The sequence below is a fragment of the Niameybacter sp. genome, assembly GCF_036655075.1.
Lineage (GTDB): Bacteria > Bacillota > Clostridia > Lachnospirales > Cellulosilyticaceae > Holtiella.
In genome coordinates, this window is sequence record NZ_JAVVQU010000005.1 from 52,740 (window position 1) to 78,091 (window position 25,352).

Here is a 25,352-nt window from a genome sequence, read left to right on the forward strand (position 1 = left end):
ACCCCTCCTATTAATTTACAATAATATGGATATCTCTACTCTATTTTTATGCTGAGTTTTTATAAATATATCTATTTCTAATACCAAGAATTAAATCTTTACTTAAGGATTTACTCTACAAACTTCTTCTAATAGTTTATAATAATAACGGTTAAACTAGATTTATATAGACACATTGGAGGAATGACCGTGTTCAAAAACAAATTCAACCTAGCTAAATATAGTATATGGTTTCTGTTGTTCTGCTTAGGTTTTTTCATTCTATACAAACCATTAAGTACCGTGCAGTTAACTCCTATTTTAGATACTTTAAGACATACTAACTTCTTACATATGTGCATTCTTTTTGTAGGTGGACTTCTCGTCGTGTCCTTTTCTACACTCTACGACCTTATTGTGTGCCGTGCTTTTAAGCTTAACTTAAAAACCTTAGACATCTTTAAAATCTCTTGGATTGCTTCGGTTGCCCTAGACTTTGCTTCATATAAAGATAGAAGAAAAGGAAGCTTGCGCTATCAACTTTATTGCAGTGAAGGCGTGGATGCTCAGAAAGCTCGCTTCTTAGATTCTTTAAAAAATATGCTACTTTTCAATGCAGAAGGTGCACTCCCTATTACCTTTAAATTAAACTTCATCACACGTGCTAAACTAATGTTCGGCATTACAGCCAGATGGACGGTTACAGGATTGTTCTTCTGTTTAATCTTTACACTCTTTGGAGTTCCCTTTGAAACACTCCAAGTACTGTTTGTGTTTGGATTTTCTATTTTTCTTTCTACAGTAAGCCTGATTCCCTATGGCCTTGGCATTTTTGAATTAATTAGCTTAATTCTGCTTTTAAGTCTAGGTTATGAAGCACAAGACATTACATTAGTCCTTATTACCTTTAGGATTTTCTACTCGCTTATTCCTTGGGTATTAACCTGTTTTATCTTGGCACTTGGCCCAAGTGAAAATCAAAAAAGCAAGTTAACAAAAGGTCAAAAACAACTGGTAAACTTACTTAGTGTAAAATCCTTTGCAACCCTTATTTTCTTTGCAGGTAGTTTACTCGTTCTTTCTGCTTCTTTGCCTGAGGAGAATGTGCGCATAAGTCTCGTTCATCTCTTGTTTTCTTTAGATTTTATGAAGGTATTTCGCTTAAGTACTATGGGCGTAGGCTTGGTCCTACTCATCTTATCTAAAGGGATTTGGGATAAAGTACGTTTTGCTTACAGTATTACGCTATTTACTCTAGTAAGTGGCAGTTTGCTAGCACTTTTAAAAGGGCTTAATATAGAAATAGCTTGCTTACTCATCTTAATTGCCTTTTTACTCGCTCCTGCTCAGCATATCTTTTATAGAAAAGGTTCCCCTCTTGGCTTTAAGAAAGTAAGTTTGTACTTTGTTGCAACCACTTTAGTAAGCTTTATATATATCTTAGTGTACAATGGCCTTACTCATTCTAAACCTAGCCTAGTCTTAGAGTCTCTAACCGACTTCTACTTATTAGATACTGTTATATTCGTCCTCTTTATGTTGATTAGTGCACTCCTTCTGAATGCACTCTCCATTAAGCGTACAGACTTCCAGTACCCTACAGATGAAGACCTTATAGAACTTGAAACTTTCTTAAAGCAATACGAAGGCAATGCCATGACTCATCTTTTATTCTTAAAAGATAAGTGCTTCTTCTATACTTGCGACCACCAAGTTCTTATAGCCTATCGCCCTTACAAAGATAAGCTAATGGTACTAGGTGACCCTATAGGAAATCCAAAATGTTTCAAAGAAGCGGTCAATCACTTTAGGCTATTTGCTGACCAATACGATATGATTCCTATCTTCTATGAGATTAATGAAGATAATTTACCTATTTACCATGAGAATGGTTGCAAGTTCTTAAAGCTTGGAGAAGAAGCAGTTGTAGACCTAAAGACATTTACTTTAGCAGGGAAAAAAGGTGCACCTCTACGTACTATTAAAAACAAAATGAGCCGTGGTGAACTTACCTTTGAGCTTCTCCAGCCTCCACTCTCACCAGATATGATGACTAAACTTCATGCCATCTCAGAACTCTGGCTTGAGGGGCGTTCTGAAAAAGAGTTCTCACTAGGTGCATTTGAGGAAGACTATATCAACCGTGCACCTATTGGTATCATCAGTGTAGGTGATGATCTTGTAGGCTTTGCAACTATTATGCCTCTTTATACTACACATACTATTTCTCTAGACCTCATGCGCCTTATTCCAAATCCTCCTAATGGTTCTATGGATGCGCTCTTTATAGGCCTTTTAGAGTGGGCTATTGAAGAAGGCTATGACTCCTTTATTCTTGGTAAAGCTCCTCTTTCTAATGTAGGCATTAACCAATTTGCAACAGCTAAAGAAAAAATGGCTAAATACATCTATGAATATGGAAACAAGATTTATAGTTTCAAGGGCCTTCGTAAGTATAAGGAAAAATTCTATCCTGAATGGAAGAGCACTTATCTTGCTTATCCTAAAGGCACTCACTTACCAAGTGCACTTCTACAACTTACAAAAATGATTAGTGGCACAAAAGACCATTAAAAAGAGCACACTTATGACCGTTATTCTCTTATGAGAACAACGGTCTAAGTGTGCTCTTTTTAATGATTGTATACTTTATTGTTTGCTTAATCTATTCATCTATTTTTACTCACCTTGTTGACATTCTTGACGATAGACTTTGCTTAGTTCTATATAGTGTTCTGCAGATTCATAAAGCCCTTGTATTTGTGCTTCACTCAAAGTTTTAATTACCTTTGCTGGTGACCCTAATACAAGCATTCCATCTTCTATAATAGTACCACCTGTTACCAGTGCACCTGCACCAATAATGCAATGTTTCCCGATTTGGGCACCATCTAAAATAATGCTGCCCATACCCACTAGGGTATAGTCACCTATCGTAGCAGCATGTACGATGGCATTATGTCCTACTGTTACACCTTTTCCTACTCTGGTCCCTTGACTATGAGAAACATGTATGACTGCTCCATCTTGTACATTGGAGCCTTCTTGAATGACCACAGGCCCTACATCTGCCCTGATGACAGCATTATACCAAACACTGCTATGGGCTTCTATCTGAACATCACCTATAATGCTACTGCCTTCTGCTACAAATACTTGTTCATGAATTTGTGGCACCTTACCCAGTATGCTTTGTATCATTTTATCACCTATCTTCTTGCTATTTCTTGTTATAACTTTCTAGTGTCTTGACCTATTCCTTAGTCTATACCAAACTTATAGCCTACCCCCCATACTGTAAATACATACAGTGGGTCACGAGGATTTTCCTCTATCTTCTCACGTAACTTTCTGATGTGTACCATAACCGTATTAGTATTTTCAAAATAAGGCTGCCCCCATACACGTTCATATATGGTTTCTGTCTTAAAGGTAATACCCTTGTTAACCCAGAGCAACTTCAAAATCCCATATTCTGTAGGTGTAAGTGGAATCTCTATATTATTTTTATAGACCTTACCTGCTTCTAAGTCCATCATAAGTTCATCCTCTTCTAGAATGTTCTCCTTATTCTTAGAAAAAGCATTGAGCTTTGTTGCACGTCTTAGCTGTGCTTTCACTCTTGCCAATAACTCCAACGGATTAAAAGGTTTAGCCAAATAGTCATCTGCACCTACAGATAGTCCCATAATTTTATCAATATCCTCTGTCTTAGCTGATAACATAATAATGGGTACATTAGAAGTTTGACGGATTTGCATACAGGCATCAATACCATTTACCTCTGGCATCATCACATCCAAAATGATTAAATCCATTTCTACTTCTTTCACTACTTTTAAAGCAGCAAGTCCAGTCCCTGCTAAAACCACTTCATATCCTTCATTTCTTAAGTAAATGCCAACTAAGTCGCGAATTTCTTTCTCATCATCTACAACTAAAATTCTTGCTGTTTCCATTTTCTTCACCTCACTCTACAGCCTTGTGTAGTTTCACATTGAAACTAATCATATCTTGGTCTAACTGTGCCCATATTTTACCCTCATGCATGTCGACTATGTTCTTGGCAATGGCAAGGCCTAGTCCACTACCACCTGCCGTACTATTTCTAGAGCTGTCACTACGATAGAATCTATCAAAGAGTTTCTCTATATCTCCCTCTTTGATTTGATGACTTCTGTTTCGTACCGTTACATAGATGTACGCTTTTGTCTCTTGGATAATGACTTGTATCCTATTTCCTTCATCAGAATACTTAATGGCATTTTCGATTAAGTTCTCAAATACACGAGTCATCTTAAGTACATCTATTTGAGCATTCGTCTCTTTAGCTGCTACATGGTAGCTAATAGTAATAGACTTATCTTCTGCAAGTGGCATTAATTCCTCTGTTAACTGACTCACCAGTGTAGCTACAGACAGTGTTTCTTTTTTCAATTTAACTGACCTGTTACTCAGTTTGGTGTATTCAAATAAATCTTCAATGAGTATTTTTAAGCGTTCAGCCTTATTATAAGCAATTTCTAAGTACTTTGCACTCTCTTCTTCACTGGCTGCTTTATGCTCTTTTACGAGTCCTATATAGCCTATAACAGAAGTTAAAGGCGTTCTTAAGTCATGCGCAACATTGGTGATAAGTTCACTCTTTGTCTTTTCAGATTGTGCACGTTCTTTCATTTGTTCCTTTAACTCATACTCCATCTTTGTCATAGCACTTGCTACACGTGCAAGCTCATCTTCACCTCGTTTTTCAACCTCAAAATCTAAGTTTCCTTTAGAGATTTCTCCTAGGCAATATCCTAAGTATTCTACATATTTAATCTTAGTTTTAGTCCCTCTTAAGATAATATAGATAAAGATTATGGCACCTACTAAAAAGCTTAATACATCTGAACTATTAGAATAGCTTCCTTTTTCGATACCTGTAAGTACCGTGTTATTCATGACGTAGTAAACCTCTCCATCAATAATGACAGGATATAAGCTTGTTCTTTGTTCTTCCTCCAGCGCTTCACTAGAAGTAGCCGATTTTCTGATAGCTTCTAATAGATCAATGGTTCTAATAAAGTTGTCTCCATAAATAATGTTTCCCTTACTATCTATCAAAAAAGTCTTTGTGTCACTAGCATAACTAATACTCGAGTCTAGGCGCTGCAAGATATATTCCACAGCCGCTCTCTTATCTTGACTTTCTGATAAGCCCTGTATACTCATAAATTCTTCTAAAACTTGTTCTACTTCTTCTTGTACCCACTTATTTTCATCTATTAATCCCACCAGCTGTTGGTACAACTTTATAAGCTCTTCTTCTGATATATTTTGAAAGCTAGTTTTAACAGACTCTATAGCCTCGTTATAGCTAATATGGTTGCCTTCGTATTCTAGACTATTCATCTGGTCAAGTTGCTCTGCTAAATTATATATACCTATTTCGTCATTTTGAACTTCCTTTATTGTATCATATAGCCTTTGTAGGTCTATCCTTAGATTAAGGTTCACATATTCTAACTCATTAATTTGTCTTACAGCTTGTGCAAGCTTATTTTGCAACTGCTGATTAGCTTCTCTATAATCTAGATGTGTGTAATAACCTATATTAAAATTTCTTGCCATATAGTTTGTAAACATACCACCTATACTTGCTAGTATAAAAGCTACAAAAACCATCCATAATATTTGTAGCCTGATACTCTCTAAAACCTTCTTTTTATAGGTAGCATAAAGGGCGCAGCCTCTATTTTTCAGCTGCGCTCCTATTATTTTCACCTTAATAAATCGTTCTTTTTTTATCTTTGTTGTTTTTATCTTTTTCTCTTTTTCAAATCTTTTCTTGATGTTTTCACCCATCTTTTATCCCTCTCTATTTGGTAATATAGACGTTTCCATACTTAGACCCAATAAACATTTTCATAGCTTCATCTCCATAGTAGATTCTTCTTAATCCACTATTAATGTTTTCACTTTTCACATCAAAGTCTATAAATATATTTTGGTCTTCATAACTACCTTGATTTTCATACTCCCCTTCATACCCATCTGTTTGCTTTTTAATCTCAAATCCTGTAATACTTTCTGGAAGCACTGCATGTATATTTAACTGCTCTCCAAGGATTTCTATGCGTTTAGGTGTCGTTGTTGGATACAGTCTAACATCACCATACTCTCCCTCTACTGTAACATTTTGCATCATCCCCTTAAGCTTCACATCCATATTATACTCAGAACCATTCATCGTTGCATTATAAGGTGTACTACTATTAACGGTTACGCAACTAGTGACATTGGTCATATTCACGTCACTTACTTTACCATCAATAATTGTCTCCCCATACCCCCGATCAATATTGATTTTAGCTTCTAAATCACTTTCTATAATCAACTTACCTCCTGATGAGTTATGATTACTTTTCACATCTACCTGAGCGATTTGTCCTTTAAGTGTTGTATTACTTACGCCATCAATTTTAACTTGAGCTGGGGTATTGGAATGAATAAGTGCATTTCCTTGGTATGCTTTAATCTCAACATTAGTATATCCCCCTTTTAAATTAAGTTCTATCCTTTCTGCATCTATACTCAAATCTTTAATGTTTGCTGTAGACGCAAATTTAAAGGATTGCAAACCATGATAATCCTGTGCTACGACCTTTAAGGTATCCATATCTTGTTGAGGCATGTATACAACAAGCTCTTCATGCAAATTATTTGTAAAAATGTAAAGTTCTGAGCTTTGTACTTGTTTTAAGTTAATGTGAGAAGCATTCCCCTCACTGATTACCTCTAGTTCATACTTAGGCTCTGGAAACATCACACCATTTCCTGATGCTTCAAAAGTTACATAAGGCTGCCCTTCTGTAGGCATAATGCGCACAGGTACGTCTGATTCTATATAAAGGTTTTGAAGTGCCGTTGCCTTTAGTTCTTCTTTTTGGTTCATTTCAAATACTGTTTGGTTTGTTTTATACATTTCCCCTAATGTAACACCTGTACCCACTACCCCTATACCTACTAGTACTAAACATCCTGCTACAAAAAATTTTAAAGCTTTCATAAATTATGCCTCCTCTCTTTCTCTCTTAAGTTTTCTTTTTCCGCCTACAAATAAGTTTTTAATTCCAATAAAAATAAGACTAATGATACAACATCCAAGGCCTCCACCTCCGATAGCAATCAAACTTCCAAAGAAGAAAAGCATGCCAAGTGGTGCTATTCCTGCTGCTGTACTAAACCCTGCTACACCTAGTCCCAATATACCCATTCCTACAGCAAATACACTAAAGAACACACCCACTCCTATTACAAATAAGCTTGCTCCACCTAATAATACTGCAAACGGCAACCCCAATAGAATAGCTAAAGCAAGACCAATCCCACCAGCTAGTGATGCCCCAAACTTTTTCTTCTTTTTTCTAAACTCTTCTTTTTTAGTTGAGTTATATGATGCATAAGAAGTATCTTGCTTGTTAGTATGATTATCATATTTATTTTTCTCGTTATCTTTAACTTTCTCATTATTTTTAGACTGTTCATTATATCTAGCTTGTTCCTTGTATCCCTCTTGCTCTTGGCTAGGCCCATGCTGATAGCTAGAATACCCTGTGTCTTGGTAAACATCCTGCTGGATTTGATGCCCTTGATGATTTATTTCTTGTTCCGCAGGCTCCTCTTTAGATTCCATAGCAGGTTTTGTAATAGGCACTACAGCCATTTCTACCCCTTCTTCCCCCTCTATCTTTTCTCTTTTGAAGTCCTCATCGTCTAAGAGAGGTAAAAATTCCACATCTATAATTTCTGATAACTGATTTAATTTATCTTGTTCTTCACTCATCTTCCCTAGCTCCTTTTGTTTTTGATCTTATATACCTATCTTACCTCTAACTTCTTAATGTCCACACCTGTCAAAGCTTAAGATTTCTTAAGAACTTTATATTATTTTGTTAAATAAAAAAGAGGGATAACTTTATCCCTCCTGTCTTAATATATGACCTTTTCTATAGTTTTACTCATCACTCTATTACTTCAATACCTACCATCCTCATAAGGTACTTCGCATTGGTTGTTGTAGAATTCCCTTTTCTAAGCTTATAGTCAAAGTTAATGACATCCTCTCCATACTGTTCTTCAAAGTGATAATTAGCTACACCTTTTCCCTCACTCAATTGACACAGTTCCATGTCATGTGTAGTAATCGCACCAATACTACCATATTTACTTAGTGCTTTTACTACACTCATTGACCCTATGATTCTATCTCCTGAGTTAGTCCCTCTAAAAATCTCATCAATTAGGAAACACTGTTTACCCTTATCTCTCGCCAATTCTATAATTTCCTTAATACGCGTAAGCTCTGCATAGAAAGTAGAAATGCCATGACTTAAATCATCTCTTATACGCATAGAAGTAGCAAGGTTCATCTTACTACATTTAAATTGATCTGCAATAACAGGTGCCCCACTATAGGCAAGTACCAGACTAATACCCAACGTTCTCATAAACGTCGTTTTTCCTGACATATTAGAACCCGTAATAACAAAAATCTCATTCTTAAGATGGACATCGTTACATACGCGCCCATCTCTTTCTATAAGCGGATGTCCTAGCGCATCACCCTCTATAGATTGTCCTTCCTCTGATACCATAGGGAAGTGGGCATCTGGTTCAATATGTCCCAGTACACTTAAACTAATCAAACTTTCCACTTCACCTATTGCCTTTAAGTAGTCTTCTATATGATCTCCATAAGTTTGACGCCATTTTTCTGTCTTTAAAACCACTTGTAAATCCCAGACAAATAGACCATTCAAAAGAATAGCTACAATAGGTTGATAAGTAATATGAGCTAAATTACTAATGTGTTCTAATTCCTTCAAACATTGTAATGCATTTTTTTCACCATTAAATAAGCAGTCCACCTGCTCCTTTAAGTAAGGCGTCATAAATATTTTGTCTTGAATAACGTCAAGTATACCCACATACTCCTCAAGATCATACATCATACTCATAAGTAATTCCTTAACCTTACCTATACGTGGTATATAAAACATCACCAAACCATAGGTTGCTATAATCAGCATGGTGGTCAACGTTTTTAACCATCCAAAAGGCGTTAAGAAACTTAGTCCTACCATGGTTACAAGTATATATGGAAGCCCTTTAATCAGTTTCTTAAATGCTTTATTGTGTAAGAAACCTGACTCTTCTTTTGCATAGCTTAACAGTTTCTTAGGTTCCTCAATTGCCTTTTTACGCCTACTCGTTGCACCTTCAACTCTTTGACAAAAATCCAAATCATTAAGCAATTCTCCAATAGCCTTTTGTCGTGCCACAATGGTTTCTTCTTGAAAGTTATTACAAAGCAGTGACTCCGCTAACAACTGACGTCCATGCCAAGTATGGGTTGTATTAATTTTTTGAAACAAAGACTGTGGCCCCACAATATCTAAATCTAAAGCATAGGGATGGTCATCTACTGCAAACGCTTCACCCTTATCTCTAAACGCATGCCACTCTTTCGTCATACGCATACTATAACGCTTATTGACCTCTTCCATACTACTGTAGTACTCCATGAGCTCTTTTACCTTTTGGTGTTTATAGATAAAGTAGATAAAAGCAGCAAAAGAAGCCCCTGCACCTATCCAAAATAAAAGTTGCGAAGGACTCTTAACTATTAAGTAAGTCATATAGCCTGCTGCTACTAGCGCAATCATTCGCCAATTTGCAATCTGATTGTACTTCTTCTTTTCTACTTCCCATAGTTTATGGTATTTCTCTTCAAGTTGCTTAAATGGTACTTCCATGCTTATCCTCCTCTAATGACTTTCTGGACTCGTCAGTCTTTCTAACTCTTCTAAATACTTAATAGCCTCTTCATTACACGCCTTGCACATTTCTTGACTTGGTTGTAAGCCACTACACACTCTAGGTCTCTCTGGATGTCCAAATATTTTACACCTATTTTCTTCATCTAACTGAATACATCTAACACTTGCTGGTTTACCCTTTGGCATTCCCGGTATAGTTGATGAAATAGATGGGGCAATACAACATGCCCCACACTTTTGCCTACATTCCATGGCTACCCTCTTTTCTTTTATTCCTGCTCTTGATAACTAGAGGTTATACTCAAGCTGATTAGAATAAGGACACTAGCAATAAGTATAGCTACAACTAAGCTGCTTACTACATCTATCAATGCTTTATTTTGTATCATTTGTGTATAACCCTGCATAACCCATCTCACAGGTGAAAGATACGCTACTTTTTGAAGCCACATAGGTAAGAGTTCTATTGGCAGGAATAGGCCACTTAACATACATAAAGGTGTCACGCCTATCCCCATAATAAGATGATACACTGTACTTTTTTTGCTGATAGATAATACAAACAAGCTCACACTTATTGCAACGATACCAAGTGCTATTCCAATGAGCAGAAATTCTATACTATCCAAATTAAAGTCAATCTTGAAGCACTTCATACCAATAAGTTGGATGAGTAGTTGTGCAAATAGGATACTAAAAGCACCTAATACATGCCCAAGTACATACTGATATTTTCTAAGAGGTGCTACATTCATCCTCTCATATACACATAACTCTCTCTCCCTCATCATAGGACTAAATCCAATCCCTGCTGTAAGCAAGAATATCATCCCAAAGAATCCAAAACTTATGGTCATTGTCATAACCTTTTGCATTTCATTTTCTGCCCTAAGTGTGGGTTTTTGTTGTTGCACCGTTTCATACAGTACATTAAACTCCGCTTCATCCTTAGAAACGTGAATCAGTTGTGTAAGCTGTATAAGCTTACTGTGCAAAATACTTTTAAGTTGGTTTGTTTCCTCTCCTACGACAACAAGCTTATAGGGCATTTGATGATTTTTAAATGTCTTGTAACTATTATCATACGTCATCACAACACCTAAGTCTATGTCCTTTTTTATTAATGCCTCTTTAAGCATAGCCTCATCTTCATAAGTCACGCTCTCTACTTGGGCACGTTCTAACTCCTGCCTTACAACCTGAGTGATACCACTTGCATCTGTAGTATAAAATCCTATTTTTCCAAGTAGCATATTTTGTTCATTTCCAAAGAGCATTTGGGCACAAAGTGAAAGTCCGATAGGTACAAATAACAGTAAGATTGCCCATGGCCTAATAAAAAACATTCTTATATTATGCTTTGCTATTTTTAAAATTTGATTCATTGTACCTCCTCCTGTCTTTTAAGCTTAATAACAACTAATCCACCTAATATACCTAACACTCCCACTAAGTAAACCAGCAATACATCTCCATTGGAAAACCTTCCATACTGGACTAACTCTTCTAATGCTTCTATTAATGGTTTGATGGGCGAAAGCTGTGTAACATCCCCAAGTTCAAACATAGGCATCAACTTTCCACTTAGGATTGCTGATAAAGTAACTATGAGTGAAAGAATATTGCCCCCCATGTCTTCTTCCTTCACATACAGCCCAATAGTCATACCTAGAAGTGTTGTCATTAAACTAGCACCTATCAAAAGCCCTATACATCCTACCCACGCACTCATAAAATCTATATGGTAGATGATTTGATACACAACCATCCCTATAATGCCTGTAATACATATAATTAAGACACTCGTTGTGTACTCCATAGCAAAGAGTTTTCCTTTAGATAATGCAGCTGTAAAGGTACGTCTCCCTACCGCTTGCTTCATATATACCACTTGTTTAATACCAAAATTTCCACCTAACATAATTCCAAAAATAAGCATAGTTGCTACTAATGGTATCGTTATATCTGCCTTTACTTTAGACTCTATCACTTCTTCTGGAATAGCCATATCTATTCCTTCTACATATCCTGTTACTTGCCCTATACTATATGCCGTAGCAAACTCATCTATAAGATTAGCTAAGACAATCTCCTCCATCATTTCACCCTGTTGATTGACCATATAAATCTCTTGGGTGTCTTCATTCACTTCTATTACAAAATCTGCCTCTACTCCATCTTTGACACTTATACCTATTCCACTACTTTCCTCAACTTGTTTGAAATATGTGCCCAAAGTTTGCCCCAACAACCCTTTTTCCTGTTTCACACTCACTGAGAAATTTATTGACTTTTCTACGTCTTCCGTAAGCGTAAACATATTAACAAAAAGTACGGTCAATATAATAGGAAAAAGCGTCATAAGAAAAAGAATTGTAAAGTCTTTCAGTTTACGTTCTAAAATATTCATCCATATCGTCATGCCTTCATCCCCCTAATCTCTAAGTGCTCGACCTGTCAGGTTCAAAAATACATCTTCTAAGTTAAGTTCTTTCATATAGATATCTGTAATTTCTGCTCCTTCTTGAATAAGTAACGCTATAATTTGGTCTAGATTTGTCACTTCTCTTCTTGAGCAAATACTCACTGTATTCCCTTCAAAGTGTATACGTTCTACACCCTTTATACGAAGCAGTTGCTCTTCACTGATCTTAGACATATCCCTTACAGCAACCTGTAATACAGCACACTCCTCTATCATCCCAGCAAGTGTCTCTTTAGTCCCTATAGCGATAACATCGCCGCGGTCTATAATAGCAATACGATCACATAAGGCTTCTGCCTCTTCCATATAGTGAGTCGTATAGATAATTGTTGTACCTTTCCTCCTTAAGGTTTTAATCGCTTCTAAAATATAGTTTCTAGACTGGGGATCTATTCCTACTGTTGGTTCATCCATAATAACGAGTTCTGGCTCATGTACAATGCCACACGCAATATTAAGCCTGCGCTTCATTCCTCCCGAAAAATGCTTCGCCTTATCTTTTGCTCGCTCTTCAAGTCCTACAAACTTTAGGGCATTATAAACTTTTTCTTTTAGTACCTCTCCTTTAAAGCCATACAAACTACCGAAGAAACGAACATTTTCATAAGCTGTTAGTTCTTCAAAAATAGCCAATTCTTGAGGTACCACTCCCATCTTTCTTTTAATAATCATAGGCGCTTGCTCCAATGTTTTACCAAGAACTTTCACCGTACCTGCATCTTTTCTCTTTACCATACCTAAAATATTAATCAGGGTTGTCTTTCCCGCTCCATTAGGACCTAGTAATCCAAATATTTCACCTTGTTCCACTGTAATATCTATATGTTTCAGTGCTACTTTATCTTTAAAGCTTTTATACACACCTTTAAGTTCTACACAATTCATACTCTTTTCTCCTCGTTTCTTTGATAATTCTATTGTATGAAAAAAGAGTGCTACTTTTAAGTACTAAAAGTAACACTCTACTATGACTTTAGTCATATTATTTTTTTAAATAGATAATAGCAATTTGTGTACGATGTTTTAAATCCATCTTACTCAAAATAGAGGTTATATAGTTCTTCACCGTACCTTCAGATATGTATAGGCGCTCTGCGATTTCTTTATTTGAAAGCCCATTGGCAATTTCCTCAATAATCTCCATTTCACGTGTAGACAGGCCATAACTACTCCAGTCTGTCTTACTCTCTACATTCATTTCACCCATGCTTTTTAATACATCTGGATGAAATACACTATTCCCACTAGCTACTGCTCTAATAGCATGAACAATATGTTCTGGCGTACTATTTTTTAGAATATACCCATCTGCTCCATAGTGGAGTGCACTCTTAATCAAATCATCTTCATCAAAAGTAGTTAAAACTAAAAACTTCTCTGTACGACTCACTAGACTTTTTTGCTTCAATACCTCTATTCCATCCATAATAGGCATACGTAAGTCTAGCAATACTAAATCTACTTGATTTTGTTTCAAAAAGTCTAGGCAACCTTTTCCACTTGCTTGAGTGCCTACAACTTCTATCCCTTCATATGTAGATAAAATCACCTTGAGACTTTCTCTAATCAGCATATCATCATCTACAATTAATACTTTTATCATGACTTCACCTCTTAATCAACATAATGGTCTCAAATCCATTTTCTGTATTTACAATAATCTTTCCACCTATCCCCAACGTTCTTTCTTCTATTCCTATTAGCCCCAATCCATGTCCAACAGGTTGCTTGACTACACCATTATCCTTAAATACTACTTTAATGACTTGATGCATGACTTCAATTCTGACCTCAAATTGATTTGCTGACGAGTACTTCATAAAGTTGGTTAAGGTCTCCTTTAAGTTCTCATGAATAGCAAACCATACTTCAAGTCCTACACTTGCTAAGTCCCCTTTATACAGCAAATCACTTGTAATACCTGATTTTTCCTTAAAGTCTTCAAGTATTTCTTTAACTTGGGTTAATCCATTTTCACTCGTTGCCGGCTTTAAATCCTTTAATGTAAATCGGATTTCTTCCATCCCATCTCTTAACCCCTCTATAACACGGTTCAAAAGTTCTAAGCCTTTAGTTTGGTCTTTAACTAAAATGAGCTTTATCGCTTCAAGTTGCATGACATTGCCTGCTAAGAGATGACCCATCTTATCATGTAGCTTCTGTGCTAACTGATTACGCTCGGTTACTTTTGTGATATAAGCCATCTCTCTCTTTTCTTTTTTAGTATGCTCTAATGCACGCCCCAAGTTACTTACTTTCCCCATCAGTTCTGTATTCTCTTTTGTTAACTGCACAAGCTTCATTTTGTCCCAATAAGTGGACAAACTTGTTACTATTAATATCCCATAGATAAACCAGTTTGCAAGTATCTCTTTGTAGCCTATTAGAATCATACTCACTCCAATCATGATTAATACTACATTTTCTAGCCAACCTCTCTTAAAGCAGCTGTACTCCATTAATGCGAGCACGAGTGGAACAATGAGTAATATGTATCCTACGCCTACTAGACTCCCTAAATAAACTAAGTCGACTATTATTAGGGTCTTTGCAACTTTAGGATTTTGAATCATTTGACTAGATAAGTAGAAAATAAGGTGGATACATAGTATGGCTACTATTTTTCCTACTTGCAAATCTGCCTCCAATAATCGTTGTCCACAGTATAGTGCGGTTAATCCATTCAAAAAGATAGCTCTTTGTTTCATTCTATTCTCCTATGATTATACTAAAAAAGGAGCTATCACAAAACGAATCGATTTATGATAACTCCCTATTTCTATCTACATTTCACGTCTACCTTGAAGTGCACGAGATAAAGTGATTTCATCTACATACTCTAAATCCCCACCTACTGGTACCCCATGTGCAATACGGGTTGTCTTAATCCCCAGAGGTTTAAGGAGTTTACTTACATACATAGCTGTTGCTTCACCCTCAATATTAGGGTTTGTTGCAACAATTACTTCTTCTATTTGCTCTTTTTGGATACGTTCAAGTAATTCTTTAATCTTAATGTCACTTGGCCCTACACCCATCATAGGTGAAATAGCACCATGTAGAATATGGTAAAGACCTTTGAATTCCCTTGTACGCTCATAAGCTGCCATATCTCTTGAGTCTTCTACCACCATTACTTGATGTTGGTTGCGCATTTCATCCTTACAAATTGGACATATTTTGTCATCTGTAATGGTACAACAACGCTCACAATAACTAATGTGCTCTCTAGCATCAACAATTGTAGCTGCTAAATGCTGTACTTTATCCCTTGGTAAACTGATAATATGAAAAGCGAGTCTCTGTGCAGACTTTGAACCTATACCCGGTAATCTTGAGAGCTCTTCAATAAGAGCAATCATCTTATTCCCATAGTAGCCTTGCACTAGAATAAGCCTCCTGTTGGCATTCCGCCTGTTAATTTACCCATTTCTTTTTGGCTAAGTTCTTCTGCTTGACGCATTGCTTCATTAACAGCTGTAAGCACTAAGTCTTCTAATGTTTCAATATCATCTGGATCTACTACTTCTGGTTTAATTGTAATAGATTTGATTTCTTTGTTTCCTGTAGCAACAACTTGAATCATCCCACCACCTACTGTAGCAGTTACTTCAGTTTCACCAATTTTAGCTTGTGCTTCTTCCATTTGTTTTTGCATTTTTTGTGCTTGTTTCATAAGTTGTTGCATGTTAGGCATTCCGCCACTAAATCCTTGTCTTGCCATTGTGTAATCCTCCTAATTTATGGTTTCTATTTTATAATTTATTTTAGAATAAATATCTCTAAGCGTTCCACTAATCGACTCCGTTACATCATTTTGTTCCATCTTTGTCCCATGAGTCTCTTTGACCTTTGATTCATAATGTCTAATATCAATCGGAACTACCTTCACTTCTTTTTGCATGGTTTGATTGATAAATTTACGTACTTCTTCAATATGTGAGTTAATACTTGGTTCCATATTAATACCATGTACAATATAGAAGGTATCTCCTTCAATAAGACCTGGTGAAGTTGACTTGAACACAAGCTTTGCCGCTGTTCCAAGCTTCTCCTTGATACCATCCCACTTACCTATAAGTGCTTTGATATCTTCTGGCACCGCCTCTGGCAATCTAGTTGGAACAATTTCTTTTTCCACTTTTTGAGGTGCTGCTTGATGTATGACTTGAACCGGTTCACGTGCCTCTAACTTCTCAAGCTTAGCTTGAAGTGCCATCAGCTTTTCTTCGAGTCCACTGGATGCTTCATCCACTACAGCCTCACTTAGTTTAAGTACTGTTACTTCAAGTAAAATACGCTGATTAGAAGCTACTTTCATCTCTGAATCCAGCTCAGAAAAGACTTTAATATATTGCATCAAAGCATGCACATCTAGCCCATCAGCTTGCTCCTTAAGACGTGCAATATATTCCTTGCTATAGTCTAACACACTCGTATCACCCTGTGTAGTCTTTACAACTAATAAATTGCGTGCATGACCTAAAAGATCCAGAGCAAACTGTCTAATGCTTCGTCCTTGTGTGTTGACCGCTTGAACCACTTCTAGTGCCTTCTTACTGTCATAAGTTCTAAAGGCCTCTATCATATCAAACAAATAGTGTGTATCCACTGCACCTACTAAGTACAAGACCTTATCTACTGTAATATGCTCATCAAAATAGAAAGAAATACACTGCTCTAATATACTTAAAGCATCTCGCATTCCGCCATCTGCAAGCCTTGCAATATAACTTAAAGCGTCATCTTCTATTTCAACTTTTTCTTCTCCCATATACTCGTGCAAAGTATCTTGTATATCTACTGCCGGAATACGTTTAAAGTCAAACCTCTGGCATCTAGACAAAATGGTTACAGGAATCTTTTGCGGGTCTGTAGTTGCTAGTATAAAGATAACATGTGCCGGTGGTTCTTCTAGAGTTTTAAGTAATGCATTGAATGCACCTGTTGAGAGCATATGGACCTCATCTATAATATAGACCTTATACTTCCCTACAGCAGGACTATATTTTACTTCCTCATTAATCTCACGTATATTATCAACACCATTATGAGATGCTGCATCAAGTTCAATAATATTAATGCTACCGCCATCTTCTATTTGCTTACATGCCTCGCACACCATACAAGCTGAACCATTCACAGGCTCTGTACAGTTTACTGCTCTTGCAAAGATTTTGGCAATGGTCGTTTTTCCCGTCCCTCTACTCCCTGTAAAAAGATAGGCATGAGAAATACGACCTGTTTTTATTTGGTTTTGTAAAGTTCTTACAATATGTTCTTGTCCCACAACTTCATCAAATGTTCTAGGTCTATATTTTCTATACAGTGCTAAATAACTCATAGCCTATTCCTTTCTCAATCTGGTATGATTTTCTTTCTATATTATACCACAAAATCCTATTTTCTAAGAGCCTCATCATAGGCTTCTTGTTTAAATCCTACTAAAACAGTGTCTTCTGTTACTAGAATAGGTCGTTTGATAAGCATACCATTAGACGTAAGTAGCTCTACAGCCTCTTCTAATGAAAGTGTACTTACTTGATCTTTCAAGTTCATTTCTTTGTAAAGTTTACCTGAGGTATTAAAAAACTTCTTAATTTCTAGGCCACTTTTATGAATCCAAGCAGTAAGTTCTTCTACCGTTGGCACTTCTTCTACAATATGTCTATCTTCTATTTCTATGTTTTGGCTTTTCAAATAGCTTAATGCCTTTTTGCAAGTTGTACACTTAGGATATTCTACAAATAATACTTTCATGAAATTACTCCTCTTATTTTTATTTATTTTGTCCCCTCTTATTAGTCCTACGTATATACTAATATATAGCTTCGACTTTATAAAGCTTCTCTATTTTTAATTTAAATCGAAAAGAGGTGAACTTATGTCTCATATTCTTTCTGAATCTGTTATAAACCATGCTATTATAAATGAGCAACTTACTATTAAATTAGAAGAACCTCCAAATAATAACCGATGGGAATTAGAACTTCCTCCACATTTTCAAACCATCAGAAGTAGTTATTCTCCTATAAAAAACTCTTTAATACGCCAATGGATTATTATTCCTACTATGCACGGTGAATATACCATTAATTGTCACTGCCGAAGGTTATGTTGTGGACGACCTATTTTAAAAACAGTAACTTTTAAACTTATTGTACATTAATATCTCTGCATATAAAAATAGCCCCTAAAAGGTATATACCTTTAGGGGTGTATTTATATATATATCATTTATTTACTTTTTAAATCCGTGCACTCAGCTTCGACAATAGCCCATAAGCGTGACCCTAGTAGTTAACTCCGACTAGGCACTCTCACGGCACATAGAGCGTGCTCCCTTAGTGCTGCTTCCTTCCGGACCTGACACGATTCAAGAGTGCCTATTGCGTAAGACCTAATCATCAACATCACTTGCTAAGGGCAGACCCTACAAGATACTGCCTCGGCTAGAGCATCACCCCTGCTACAGCGGGTTGCAGGTACAGGGCACCGCTACTTCCCCGGCTAGCACGGAAAATGGTTGACATATGAAACTGTCACGTATTTAGTATAACGGCTTTATGCCAATGTGTCAATGCCCCTATTCTCCTAAAACTGCTAAGAAGCGTCCATAATGGTTACTTGCAATTACTTTAAATAATTCAATTGTACATTTAACAGCTGTTCCTGCATCAAAGTTGCCTTCATGCGCATGGAAAATAGTAGATGTCATAACTTGTCCCGTTGGAGTAAGTACATATTTTACTGTTGGATACTCAAAATGAATTTGGTTAATAACCTCTAGCATAGCTGCTCTTTTATCTTCTGGCACTTCGCTTACGATAAGAGATTGCATTGTCACATAGATTGAATCATCTATAATAAACATAAATTGCTTTTTATCTTCTTCTCTTACAGGATACATACTTCTAAAAAGTATAGCATGTTCCTTTTCTTCTTCCTTAAACATATTTACGCCATCTGTTTCAATAAGAAAATCTCTAAAAATTCTTGCCTTCTTATGTTTTGCGGTAACGTTCATCGAAGTTTCCTCCATTCATTTTTTAGAACTGCATCTATATTATACCATTTTTTAAACAACTCTCCAATTACTTTTTTTGACGCATTTTTTTAAAGTATAGCTTTAAGAGGTCCGCACTATCTTCTGTACATACATCCCTTATCACTTCACACCGATGATTAAGTGCTTCAAGTTCTAAAATGTTAAGAACAGAGCCTCCAAATCCTGCCTTAGGGCTACTTGCGCCATATACAACTTGTGGAATACGTGCCTGTACAATAGCACCTGCACACATTGGACAAGGTTCTAATGTAATGTAAATTGTACAATCTTCTAGACGCCAATCCCCTATATGCTTACACGCTTCATCTATAGCTAGAATCTCTGCATGTGAAAGGCTATTTTTGTCCGTGTTTCTCCTATTACAACTTTTAGCAATTACCTCTCCATCGTGCACAATGACTGCACCTATAGGTGTTTCATCTAATTCATAGGCTTTTTTTGCCTCTTCTAATGCCATTTGCATATATTTAATATGTTCTTCCATTTCTTTACCTACCTTGTCATTTCTTTCATTCTATTCTAGTTAAAAATGTATATTTTGTATAGACCTGCACAAGCTAACTACATTATTTCTAAAAATCAGGTGGTAACTCATGAAACTAACTTCTAACTTACAAGATAATCTACACCAATTACATGCCATTTTACCTATTGGTAAAAGCTTTGATATTCTTGAGAAAGTTTTATATATCCACGGTCGTACCTTTTATCTCTATTTTATAGATGGTTTTGCTAAAGATACAAACATAGAATATATTCGCCGAGATATTTTTGCTCTTCCTCAAGAAACAATAGATAAAATTCATACTGCCGAAGACCTTATTCGTCACGGTATTAGTTCTATTGAAGTTTCAACTGAAACAGATATAAATGAGCTGGTTAAAGCGCTTTTAGCTGGACAAACTATCTTACTTTTTGATGGCTCTAGTTCTGCTGCAGTTATTGACTTACGTACTTATCCTACTCGTGGCATTAATGAACCTGAAAAAGAAAAAACAATACGCGGTGCCCGTGATGGTTTTGTAGAAACCATTGTATTTAACACATCTCTCATTCGAAGACGAATCAGAGACCCTCACCTCATATTTGAGATGATGAATATTGGTAAAATTTCTAATACCGATGTGGCAATTGGCTACTTGAGTAATAAAGTAGATAAAAAAGTTTTAAAAAAGGTGAAAGACATGCTCTCTCATCTTCAAATTAATAGTCTCACTATGGGTGACCAAACACTTATTGAAAGTGTCAATAACGAAACATGGTTTAACCCATTTCCTAAAGCACGCTATACAGAACGTCCTGATGTTGCAGCTGCTCAAGTTGCAGAAGGTAAAATTGTTATTTTAGTCGATAACTCACCTACGGCTATCATTGTGCCTACTGGTATCTTTGATTTTTTACAAGATGTTGATGACTATTACGTACCTATTCTAACAGGGAACTATTTACGCTTCGTACGCCACATTATCTTCTTAGTCAACCTCTTTTTGACACCTGCTTATGTCCTTATTGTTCAACATGAATCCATGATTCCATCTTCACTATCTTTTCTCTTGCCCGATGATCCGTTAAATGTGCCCCTTTTTATACAGTTCCTAGCTCTAGAAATTGCTGTAGATGGGCTTAAAATTGCCTCACTCAATACACCTAGTTCTCTCGGCACTTCGCTTTCCGTCATCGGTGGTCTTATTTTAGGTGAGTATGCAGTTAAAACAGGATGGCTCGTCCCTCACAGCATTTTCTATATGTCCATCGTTGCCCTATCTAGTTTTACTCAGCCTAGTATTGAACTCAGTTATGGCATTAAGTTTATGCGTATTTTAATGCTTTTAGGCGCTGGACTATTTGGAACTTGGGGATTTGTTATTGCAATTATTCTTGACTTTGTCCTCCTTGCAACAACTAAATCCTTCAGTGGTCAGCCTTACCTCTATCCACTCCTTCCTTTCAATTGGTCAGCACTTCGTACTCTTATTTTTAGAACCTCTGTACAGAACAAACAAAATGTAAATAAACATTAATATCAACTATCTATTAATACACTCTTTCAAATGTTATACTTTAGTTAAACCTAAACATTTGAAGGAGTGTATTTTATGTCAAAATTCAAACTCTATTATTTAGCACTCATTTCTCTCGTTAGTTGCAGTTCTTATATTTATGCTGCCGAGATATCTACAACATATACGCCTGTTATTTTAGATGAACAGGCCAAATCAGAAGTTGTTACATATGAAGAACCCCGTTTATTTTCCATAAGGCTACTCAATGACTCTTTAGGCTATACTCTTTCTTGGGATGCCAAAACAAAATCTGTATTGCTAGAAAATGAAGAGACTAAGATTTCCTTAATTGCTAATGAATCAAAATTTATAATGAATAATACAAGCCACAAGCTTTCACAACCTACACAGCTTATAAATAATACATTATATGCACCACAAGAATTCTTTGAATTAGCTTTTAAGGTTACCCCCTCTTTAGAGAACAATCAAATTCAATTCATATCACTTTCATCTATTCCACCAGAGATACCTGTACCCCAAATATCTACTGAACCTACCGAAACCAATATGCCTCTTGAAGACCGTTCTCTTCCACTATTTCCGGGTACTAACACTTACACTGTAGACCAAAAGCTCATGATTAAACTTGAAGAAAATCCTTCTACAGGTTATCAGTGGAAAGTTGCATTTCCTAAGGGAATTACTGTACTTGAAGATTATTTCCTACCAGGACAAACAGATCGTATAGGTTCTGCTGGAGAACATATTTGGATTATTCGTCCTACTCAAGTATCTACGTTTGTGATTGAATTTAATAAACTCCGCAATTTCGAACCTCTGAGCATAATTGACACAGAAATTTTCAAACTTAAAACAACCGCAAAAAAATGAGTGTCCTGGGGACACTCATTTTTATTTAGTTCATAATCATTACTCCATCAGAACTTTCTTGGTCACCTGACATATCCACACCATCTTCCATGTCCATGCCATTTTCGATACTCACACCCTCATCCAGCCCTTGGCTTTGCCCAGTAAAAGTACTTACTAGTGTAATGGTGACTAAAGCAATACAAGTTATACCTATTGCTGCCCAATTCCACCATTGCTTGTACCAAACCTTGCCACCTTTAATAGTAACAAAAAGAAACACTGGTAAAATGGTTACACCAATAAACATCCCTTTAAAAATTTCACTTTTTGCTTCTAGAATCTTTTGTCCTAATTCTGGAACTGTAAGGAATAAGGTAATAATAATAGGAATACTAATAAGTCCAATCCCCAATATAATAGTGCCTACAGTAAGCTTTTGTTTCTTGGTTACAACCTCAATGTTTTGCTTAGTTTCCAAATTCATTGAACTTCCCCCTTTTCTTTTACCATTTATCACTATACTAACACAAATGTTTGAACTTATTAATAGATTTTCTATTATTTATTATTACAATCTAGTTACTATACTTCTTGTGTATTTGAAGATGGTTGCACCACATGTTTTTGATGTGTCACTTTCATAATATGTTTCATCAACTTTTCTTGATCTACAAGCTCTACATGGTTGGCTTTAGCAAACTGCTTCGCCTTTTCACTATAATATCCTGTCGTGATAAGCATACTTTTATTGGCTTTATATAAATTCTTACTTCCATATACTTGCTGAAGTGGCAGTAGCCCTACTTCCTCTATTCCACTTATACACTTAATACAGACGACCTCTTGCTGCTTTCTTGCAATGAGATCACAGCCTAACTCTTCTTTTGACTTAATAAGATCGATAAAATAGCCTAATCGTTTGTATAGACTTGCTATATATTCTACAAACTCTATCTGATCCATCTTCTTAATGTGTTTCATATCTGAGTGAAGGATAAATGTCTTTTCCTTATCTCTTCTCATGCTTTCCATTCCTAGGAGTAATAATGCTACAATGAGTATTTTGGTCAATGCATTAATAATGTTATCAGACCGTAGTATAAACCAAAAATAAAGGAGCAGTGAACCTGCTAACAAGCTTGTCTTAATCCATTTTTTCATTTTTTTCACCTCTAGTTGAATTATGGGATAAACTTATCTTTTTTATTCAAAAGTACTGAAAGAAATAGTTATTCTTTTATTCGTTAGATTATCCCTCAGATGTACAAAAAAAGGCTACTGTACAAGTACAGTAGCCTTAAATGACGTTCCCGACTGGAATCGAACCAGCGGCCTACCGCTTAGGAGGCGGTCGCTCTATCCTACTGAGCTACGGAAACATAATTTTCAATCCCTTTTATATTACGACTTTACCCTCTATTCGTCAAGTATATATATAAACTATTCACTATTAGTATTCACTTATCCATTCTTTTACGCACAAATAAAAAGTGCAAGTATACCTTGCACTTTTTATCCCATAATAACTTGACCTTGTACCCAACAAGTGCCCATAAAACGCATACCTATAGTTGGCATTCCTATAAGTTCTTTTGCATTAATAACCACTTCCATTGGCATATCATTCACTGCTAAGGTCAAGACATACATGACTTCATCTGTTAATTTATTTTTTCTTTGCTTTATTTTTGTAATATCACCAAGTATTGCATATACTGCATCCTCAAATGTAGCAGGCATGAAGTATCCACTCATAACAGTTAGGAAGTCCTCTTCTTTTAACCGTTCTTTTAGCTGAAGGTCTAATTCTTTTTCTTCTTTTTCTAATAACTCACGGGCCTCTTCATCCCCATCTTTCATTTTCTGAATGATGGCACGCAACTTATCTCTTTCCTCTTTTTCTATACGCTCTTCTTCTTCATCCTTCTCTATAGGTAAGATAATAGTGCCTTCAGAAGCTACACCTACTATATTCACTTCTTGAATACTTTCTCCTTTTCTTACCCCTTCTAAATACTCAATGGTATTCTGTAGGACAAAAACAATTTCCATGGATGTCTCTTTTTCCTCACATACTACATAGTAATCTGTGTCTTCCTCATCATCTTCATCAATCTTTTCTACATGCACTTCTTGTAGTTGTAAATTATATTCTGCCTTTACAAGTGCATCACAATCATAAACTGTCACATCTGGCTCTTCGTTATCGTTTTCATTCTTTCTAATCATAACTCTAACAATTAAATATGTATTTTCTGCTAGTTCTCTTAGATACTCTGCAAAGATCAGTTTTGGCGCTAACTCTATTGCCCTTTGCTTAGTTGGGTGATTTAAAATACCTTGTATAATTTCTTCAACATCATGTTTCATATTCGCTTTTGCAAAGCCCACAACATTTAGTGGAGATTCCATATTCGTCCTCCTCTCCATGATTTATCTTATATTATACATGAGCAACTAAAGACCTTGCAAGTGTATGCCTCATTACATTGTATGAAATTTTTTTATATTTCATACTCGTTATGTTTTACAGCACAAAAAAATAAGGTTGTTTATAAAAACAACCTTATTTTTAATAGTGTCTAATCCATTGTCCAACTTGTCCACAGTTTGGACATCTAACAGAATTATTAATTTGACTATTGTAAAGACCTGCTACATCCATAAAAGTTGTATCAACACCTGAATAAAAAGTTGAGTTCATAGCAGCGGTATACTTTTCTATACCTGTCATATCATAACCACAATTTTGACATTGAAATTGTTCCATTTTTCCTCTTCCTCACTTCCATTAATAAGATTATCTCTTAGTGTATATAGATTTTTAAATTTTATACATTTTAGATTCTTATCCAATTATCTTACTTTTTCAAACTCAACTTTGTAATATCTCTAATAGTATTAATGGGGGGTGTTGATATGGATTTTTCATTGCTAAACAATATGTTTCAAATAAATAGTATTTATGCCTTGCCAACTTTACATAAATATATTATAATTTACGCTTAATCACTTTATACATTTATTTTACAAAAGATAATTCGGAATCCAAAAGGGGGTATCGCAAAACTAGGTAACTAGTTTTGTGGCACCTCTTTTTTGCATATATTTTTAGA

General features: G+C 35.9%; 25 protein-coding genes, 1 tRNA gene and 1 other RNA gene. 3 read left to right on the plus strand and 24 right to left on the minus strand.

Going from position 1 to position 25,352, the window contains the following annotated elements; translation table 11 throughout:
- Positions 1-189: 189 nt before the first annotated feature.
- Positions 190-2,553, plus strand: a complete 2,364-nt coding sequence (gene mprF, locus RRY75_RS02815; protein WP_332491452.1) for a bifunctional lysylphosphatidylglycerol flippase/synthetase MprF — start codon at positions 190-192, stop codon at positions 2,551-2,553.
- A gap of 105 nt (positions 2,554-2,658) precedes the next feature.
- Here the strand turns inward: mprF and RRY75_RS02820 are convergent, their stop codons facing one another.
- From RRY75_RS02820 to RRY75_RS02910, 19 genes are all read right to left on the minus strand, one after another.
- A complete protein-coding gene (locus tag RRY75_RS02820) occupies positions 2,659-3,180 on the minus strand; it encodes a gamma carbonic anhydrase family protein (RefSeq protein WP_332491454.1) in 522 nt (173 codons plus the stop codon).
- Between the two features lie 59 nt (positions 3,181-3,239).
- Entirely contained in the window at positions 3,240-3,938 is a 699-nt protein-coding gene (locus tag RRY75_RS02825; protein WP_332491456.1) for a response regulator transcription factor, read from the minus strand.
- Positions 3,939-3,948: 10 nt separating this feature from the next.
- Positions 3,949-5,826, minus strand: a complete 1,878-nt coding sequence (locus RRY75_RS02830) for a HAMP domain-containing sensor histidine kinase (protein ID WP_332491458.1) — start codon at positions 5,824-5,826, stop codon at positions 3,949-3,951.
- Positions 5,827-5,839: 13 nt separating this feature from the next.
- Positions 5,840-7,030 (minus strand): hypothetical protein, encoded by a 1,191-nt coding sequence (locus tag RRY75_RS02835; protein WP_332491460.1) that lies wholly within the window; start codon positions 7,028-7,030, stop codon positions 5,840-5,842.
- Positions 7,031-7,033: 3 nt separating this feature from the next.
- The gene (locus RRY75_RS02840) at positions 7,034-7,807 is read right to left on the minus strand and encodes a hypothetical protein (protein ID WP_332491462.1); all 774 of its coding nucleotides are present in this window, start codon (positions 7,805-7,807) and stop codon (positions 7,034-7,036) included.
- A 178-nt stretch (positions 7,808-7,985) separates the two neighbouring features.
- Entirely contained in the window at positions 7,986-9,779 is a 1,794-nt protein-coding gene (locus tag RRY75_RS02845) for a MutS-related protein (protein WP_332491464.1), read from the minus strand.
- Between the two features lie 12 nt (positions 9,780-9,791).
- Complete coding sequence (locus RRY75_RS02850; protein ID WP_332491466.1) at positions 9,792-10,055, minus strand: YkgJ family cysteine cluster protein; 264 nt, start codon at positions 10,053-10,055, stop codon at positions 9,792-9,794.
- 17 nt (positions 10,056-10,072) lie between these two features.
- Complete coding sequence (locus RRY75_RS02855) at positions 10,073-11,188, minus strand: ABC transporter permease (protein ID WP_332491467.1); 1,116 nt, start codon at positions 11,186-11,188, stop codon at positions 10,073-10,075.
- On the minus strand, positions 11,185-12,225 hold the full coding sequence (locus RRY75_RS02860; protein WP_332527754.1) for an ABC transporter permease: 1,041 nt from the start codon (positions 12,223-12,225) through the stop codon (positions 11,185-11,187). The genes RRY75_RS02855 and RRY75_RS02860 overlap by 4 nt, the downstream gene beginning before the upstream one ends.
- A gap of 12 nt (positions 12,226-12,237) precedes the next feature.
- A complete protein-coding gene (locus RRY75_RS02865) occupies positions 12,238-13,173 on the minus strand; it encodes an ABC transporter ATP-binding protein (RefSeq protein ID WP_332527755.1) in 936 nt (311 codons plus the stop codon).
- A 97-nt stretch (positions 13,174-13,270) separates the two neighbouring features.
- Positions 13,271-13,891: a response regulator transcription factor gene (locus tag RRY75_RS02870; protein WP_332494007.1), complete on the minus strand. Its 621-nt coding sequence runs from the start codon at positions 13,889-13,891 to the stop codon at positions 13,271-13,273.
- A 4-nt stretch (positions 13,892-13,895) separates the two neighbouring features.
- Complete coding sequence (locus RRY75_RS02875) at positions 13,896-14,996, minus strand: sensor histidine kinase (RefSeq protein WP_332494006.1); 1,101 nt, start codon at positions 14,994-14,996, stop codon at positions 13,896-13,898.
- Positions 14,997-15,071: 75 nt separating this feature from the next.
- Positions 15,072-15,650: a recombination mediator RecR gene (gene recR / locus RRY75_RS02880; RefSeq protein WP_334309739.1), complete on the minus strand. Its 579-nt coding sequence runs from the start codon at positions 15,648-15,650 to the stop codon at positions 15,072-15,074.
- A gap of 23 nt (positions 15,651-15,673) precedes the next feature.
- Positions 15,674-16,012, minus strand: a complete 339-nt coding sequence (locus RRY75_RS02885) for a YbaB/EbfC family nucleoid-associated protein (protein WP_332494004.1) — start codon at positions 16,010-16,012, stop codon at positions 15,674-15,676.
- 12 nt (positions 16,013-16,024) lie between these two features.
- Complete coding sequence (gene dnaX / locus RRY75_RS02890; RefSeq protein ID WP_332494003.1) at positions 16,025-17,632, minus strand: DNA polymerase III subunit gamma/tau; 1,608 nt, start codon at positions 17,630-17,632, stop codon at positions 16,025-16,027.
- A 56-nt stretch (positions 17,633-17,688) separates the two neighbouring features.
- Positions 17,689-18,048 (minus strand): arsenate reductase family protein, encoded by a 360-nt coding sequence (locus RRY75_RS02895; protein WP_332494002.1) that lies wholly within the window; start codon positions 18,046-18,048, stop codon positions 17,689-17,691.
- A gap of 494 nt (positions 18,049-18,542) precedes the next feature.
- Positions 18,543-18,807: signal recognition particle sRNA large type (gene ffs / locus RRY75_RS02900), an RNA gene on the minus strand.
- A 67-nt stretch (positions 18,808-18,874) separates the two neighbouring features.
- Positions 18,875-19,315, minus strand: coding sequence for a hypothetical protein (locus RRY75_RS02905; RefSeq protein ID WP_332494000.1), 441 nt, complete (start codon positions 19,313-19,315; stop codon positions 18,875-18,877).
- 67 nt (positions 19,316-19,382) lie between these two features.
- Positions 19,383-19,841, minus strand: a complete 459-nt coding sequence (locus RRY75_RS02910) for a nucleoside deaminase (RefSeq protein WP_332493999.1) — start codon at positions 19,839-19,841, stop codon at positions 19,383-19,385.
- 109 nt (positions 19,842-19,950) lie between these two features.
- On the opposite strand from RRY75_RS02910, the gene RRY75_RS02915 reads away from it, so the two are divergent.
- Positions 19,951-21,378 (plus strand): spore germination protein, encoded by a 1,428-nt coding sequence (locus RRY75_RS02915; protein ID WP_332493998.1) that lies wholly within the window; start codon positions 19,951-19,953, stop codon positions 21,376-21,378.
- 75 nt (positions 21,379-21,453) lie between these two features.
- On the plus strand, positions 21,454-22,254 hold the full coding sequence (locus RRY75_RS02920) for a protease inhibitor I42 family protein (protein WP_332493997.1): 801 nt from the start codon (positions 21,454-21,456) through the stop codon (positions 22,252-22,254).
- A 25-nt stretch (positions 22,255-22,279) separates the two neighbouring features.
- On the opposite strand, the gene RRY75_RS02925 is transcribed toward RRY75_RS02920, so the two are convergent.
- The 5 genes from RRY75_RS02925 to RRY75_RS02945 all read right to left on the minus strand — a co-directional run bounded on the left by RRY75_RS02925 (position 22,280) and on the right by RRY75_RS02945 (position 25,006).
- Positions 22,280-22,720 (minus strand): hypothetical protein, encoded by a 441-nt coding sequence (locus RRY75_RS02925; protein ID WP_332493996.1) that lies wholly within the window; start codon positions 22,718-22,720, stop codon positions 22,280-22,282.
- Between the two features lie 98 nt (positions 22,721-22,818).
- Positions 22,819-23,397, minus strand: a complete 579-nt coding sequence (locus RRY75_RS02930; protein WP_332493995.1) for a restriction endonuclease — start codon at positions 23,395-23,397, stop codon at positions 22,819-22,821.
- A gap of 144 nt (positions 23,398-23,541) precedes the next feature.
- Positions 23,542-23,615, minus strand: a tRNA-Arg gene (locus RRY75_RS02935).
- 133 nt (positions 23,616-23,748) lie between these two features.
- Positions 23,749-24,648: a DUF3881 family protein gene (locus RRY75_RS02940; protein WP_332493994.1), complete on the minus strand. Its 900-nt coding sequence runs from the start codon at positions 24,646-24,648 to the stop codon at positions 23,749-23,751.
- Positions 24,649-24,808: 160 nt separating this feature from the next.
- Entirely contained in the window at positions 24,809-25,006 is a 198-nt protein-coding gene (locus tag RRY75_RS02945) for a hypothetical protein (RefSeq protein WP_332493992.1), read from the minus strand.
- Between the last annotated feature and the right edge of the window lie 346 nt (positions 25,007-25,352).